This is a genomic window from Anaerovibrio sp., assembly GCF_024697385.1.
Taxonomy (GTDB): Bacteria; Bacillota; Negativicutes; order Selenomonadales; family Selenomonadaceae; genus Anaerovibrio.
This window is the reverse complement of record NZ_JAILFV010000075.1, coordinates 1-4,168: the sequence shown is the minus strand read 5'-3', so window position 1 is coordinate 4,168 and position 4,168 is coordinate 1. Positions and strand designations below refer to the sequence as shown.

General features: G+C 48.8%; 4 protein-coding genes. All 4 read right to left on the bottom strand.

The genetic code is table 11. The features are described 5' to 3' along the window. Nucleotides 1-457 precede the first annotated feature (457 nt). On the bottom strand, nt 458-838 hold the full coding sequence (locus tag K6C05_RS03935) for an endonuclease domain-containing protein (RefSeq protein ID WP_296731488.1): 381 nt from the start codon (nt 836-838) through the stop codon (nt 458-460). 245 nt (nt 839-1,083) lie between these two features. Beyond that, on the bottom strand, nt 1,084-2,397 hold the full coding sequence (locus K6C05_RS03930; protein WP_296731486.1) for a sugar phosphate nucleotidyltransferase: 1,314 nt from the start codon (nt 2,395-2,397) through the stop codon (nt 1,084-1,086). A gap of 91 nt (nt 2,398-2,488) precedes the next feature. Beyond that, complete coding sequence (locus K6C05_RS03925) at nt 2,489-3,433, bottom strand: GDP-L-fucose synthase (RefSeq protein WP_296731484.1); 945 nt, start codon at nt 3,431-3,433, stop codon at nt 2,489-2,491. Further along, a partial coding sequence (locus tag K6C05_RS03920; protein WP_296731482.1) for a GDP-mannose 4,6-dehydratase occupies nt 3,430-4,168 on the bottom strand: 739 nt, incomplete at its 5' end. The genes K6C05_RS03920 and K6C05_RS03925, both read right to left, overlap by 4 nt.

Genomic DNA, 4,168 nt, shown 5'->3' with positions numbered 1-4,168 from the left:
GCCAGTCAAGGCCGTGCCTTCCGCTCTAGGGAAGCCGGTATTGTGCCTTCCCCTCTGGGGAAGGTGTCAACGAAGTTGACGGATGAGGTTTTCCCGGCACTCTAAAACCTGTCCTGGCCACTGCCAGTCAAGGCCGTGCCTTCCCCTCGTCACCCGTGCCTTCCCCTCTGGGGAAGGTGTCAACGAAGTTGACGGATGAGGTTTTCCCGGCACTCTAAAACCTGCCCTGGCCACTGCCAGTCAAGGCCGTGCCTTCCCCTCGTCACCCGCGCTCCCGTTCCCCTCGTCACCCGCGCTCCCGTTCCCCTCGTTACCCGTGCTCCCGTTCCCTTCGTCACCCAACCTTTTAAAATCTGCCCTGGCCACATGCCAGTCAAGGCCGTGCCTTCCCCTCTGGGGAAGGTGGGTGCGCAGCACTCGGATGAGGTCAGGAGCGAAGCTCCGCCATATCCCTTCCTCACGACTCAACAATCCGCCCCGTCACCAGTCTTTTGACCTCATTATCAATATGCTCACACACCTCACGAAAATTCTCATGAATCTCACGATTAGTGAATCTCAGCACAAAAAGCCCCTGATTATTGAGATACTCAGTCCGTTTTTTATCATAAACAATAGCCGCCTCATCATAATGTTGACCGCCATCTATTTCCACAACCAATCTGGCCTTTCCACAATAGAAATCAACAATATAATTGCCTATAGGCTTCTGTCTGCGAAAATTCAATTCATATTGCCTTAAGAAATCATACCACAAATGTCTTTCCTCGTCAGTCATGTTTTTTCGCAACATTTGAGCCTTTTGTTTTAAATCTTTACGATAAATATTATTTTTCATAATGATGCCTGAAAAAATAAATACCTCATCCGCCTCGCCCTGCTCGGCACCTTCCCCAAAGGGGAAGGCTTTCACTTCACTTTTGTGCAACCAGACCAGTTTCTAGAAGTACCACTTCCGTTAATCACACCTTCGTCCCTCGTTACCCGTACTCCCGTTCCCCTCGTCACCCGTGCCTTCCCCTCTGGGGAAGGTGTCAACGAAGTTGACGGATGAGGTTTTCCCGGCACTCTAAAACCTGCCCTTTACTCCAATTCAAACTTCTGCTTGTCCTCTACGCTGATATCCTCACCGATCTGTACCTCTATCAGCTTCAATTCACTGTCAGCAATCACCGTATGGCGGCAGCCTGCAGACATAGCCACTACATCACCGGCCTTTATCTTCTGCTCCATGCCATCCACTATAGTCCGTCCGGTCCCCTCAATGACCACCCATATCTCATCACGGTTCCTATGACTATGATAATTCATGGACTGGCCAGCCTTAAGGGTAACCTTGATCGTGTATGACCCCTTTTCAACATCAATTACCTGATAACTTCCCCAGGACTTTTCAGCAAACCTCACTTTTTTCTCAAACTTCTCCACAAAAGGCTTGATATATGAGCTCTGCTCCTTATCAGATACCAGGATTCCCTCCGGTGCTGCAGCTATTACCACATCATGGAGCCCCATTGCCAGCACAGGCACATCCATCTCATTGATGATGCTGACACCATCACAGCTGTCATTGAGTACCCCCTGACCGATCACAGATTCCTCCATGGCCTCAGTCAAAGTATTCCATGTACCCAAATCCTTCCATTGACCACTGAAGCGCTGAACCTGAATCTTACTTTCTTTTTCCACTACAGCATAATCAAAGGAGATCTTCTCCAAGGTCTCATACTTTTCAAACAAATCATAATAATCATCAAAATCCATCAGCTTGTGGGCAATGTCCAAGACATACCTCAGCTTGTAAGCAAACACCCCGGCATTCCACAGTGCACCCTGGGCAATATAATCCTCAGCCACCGCCTTGCTCGGCTTCTCCTTGAATGTAGCAACCTCCGCCACCTGATCAGTAGATTTTGGAATAATATACCCATACTTTTCCGAAGGATAGGTAGGCTCTACTCCCATCAGCACCAAATTGGCCTCACCCTTTTGGGCCTGCTCCCCCAATTTCTTCAGGGCCTCAAAATAATTATCCTCCACATACGGGTCAACAGGACATACCACCACAGCCTCATCCGGATCCACCTTCATCACATCCACCAGATAAGCAGTGGCCAAGGCAATAGCCGGGAAGGTATCCCTGCGGCATGGCTCCACGGAAATCCCCACATTGTCTCCCAGCTGATTATTGATGAAAGACACCTGACTTTTACTGGTAGCCACTGTTACTACAGCATCACCGGCCACTTTCTTTATCCCACGATACATCCTCTGCACCATGGATTCATAGGTGCCATCCTCCTGCCGAAAAATCTTAAAAAACTGTTTACTTCTGACATCATTGGACAAAGGCCAAAGTCTCTTGCCTGACCCACCGGACAACAGCACAATATTCATAAAAATTATCCCTTCTTCTGTCACTGACATACAGTACATCAAAGTGCTGCACCACAGCAACACCATATACCCTATTTTAACAGATAATTCATTATCTTTCAGCCCTCATCGGATTTTCCAGAAAATCCCTGTAAGCCAGGGCTATGCCATCCTCCAGCTCAGTCCTGTAGGTCCAGCCCAGCTTTGCAGCCTTGGAAACATCCAGCAGCTTTCTCGGGGTCCCATTTGGCTTTGACGGATCCCAAAGGATCTCACCCTTATAACCAATCACCTTGGCTACCAACTCCGTCAGCTCCTTAATGGTAAGCTCCTTGCCGGTACCGGCATTTACCGTTTCATCCCCACTGTAATTATTCATGAGAAAAACACAGAGATTGGCCAAATCATCCACATACAGGAACTCCCTCAGTGGGGAACCATCTCCCCAACAGGTAACACTGGCTGCACCGGCCTCCTTTGCCTCATGGAAACGACGAATAAGTGCCGGCAGCACATGACTGTGCTCCGGATGATAATTATCATTCGGACCATAAAGATTGGTAGGCATTACGGAAATATAATCCGTACCATACTGTTTATTCAGGAACTCACAGTACTTCAGCCCGGAAATCTTGGCCAGGGCATAAGCCTCATTGGTCTTTTCCAGCTCAGAGGTCAAAAGGCAGCTTTCCTTCATAGGCTGGGGAGCCATACGGGGATAAATACAGGAAGATCCCAAAAACTCCAGCTTCTTACAGCCGTTTTTCCAGGCAGAATGAATAACATTCATTTCCAGAATCATATTATCATACATAAAATCTGCCAGAGCCTCAGAATTGGCTACAATGCCCCCCACCTTGGCCGCAGCCAGGAATACATACTCCGGCTTCTCTGCCGCAAAGAACTCTTCCACCTGTTCCTGACGGCAAAGGTCCAGCTCCTTATGGGTTCTGGTAATAATATTGGTATATCCCTGACGCTCCAGCTCCCGTACTATGGCAGAACCCACCATGCCACGATGCCCGGCAACATATATTTTTGCACTTTTTTCCATCATTTCACAACACCCTTTTCCAAGAACTCAGCCAAGTTTACATGCTCCTTCAGACGGTCAGCAGCCACCTTTTCCATATCGTGCTGTACCATGATTTTCACCAGCTCCTCAAAGGTAGTCTTGGTAGGATTCCAGCCCAGCTCATTTTTGGCCTTGGTAGGATCCCCCCAAAGATTTACCACATCCGTAGGACGATAAAAATCAGGACTGACCTCGACTACCACCTTGCCGGTAGCCTTGTCTATCCCCTTTTCATCCATGCCCTCGCCGGTGAACTCCAGCTCAATTCCCGCATGATGGAAGGCCAGCTGGCAGAATTCCCGTACAGAATGCTGTACACCGGTGGCAATAACAAAATCCTCCGGCTTGTCATGCTGGAGAATCAGCCACATACATTCCACATAATCCTTGGCATAACCCCAGTCACGGAGGCTGTCCAGATTACCAAGGAACAGCTTTTCCTGTTTGCCCTGAGCGATACGGGCCGCAGCCAGGGTAATCTTACGAGTAACAAAGGTCTCACCACGACGCTCCGACTCGTGATTAAATAAAATCCCGGAGCAGCAGAACATATCATAGGCCTCACGGTATTCCTTGGTAATCCAGAAGCCGTACTGCTTGGCCACAGCATATGGAGAATAAGGATGGAAAGGCGTATTCTCATTCTGAGGCACCTCCTCCACCTTGCCGTAAAGCTCAGAGGTAGAAGCCTGATAAATCCGGCAGGTATCCTTCAGC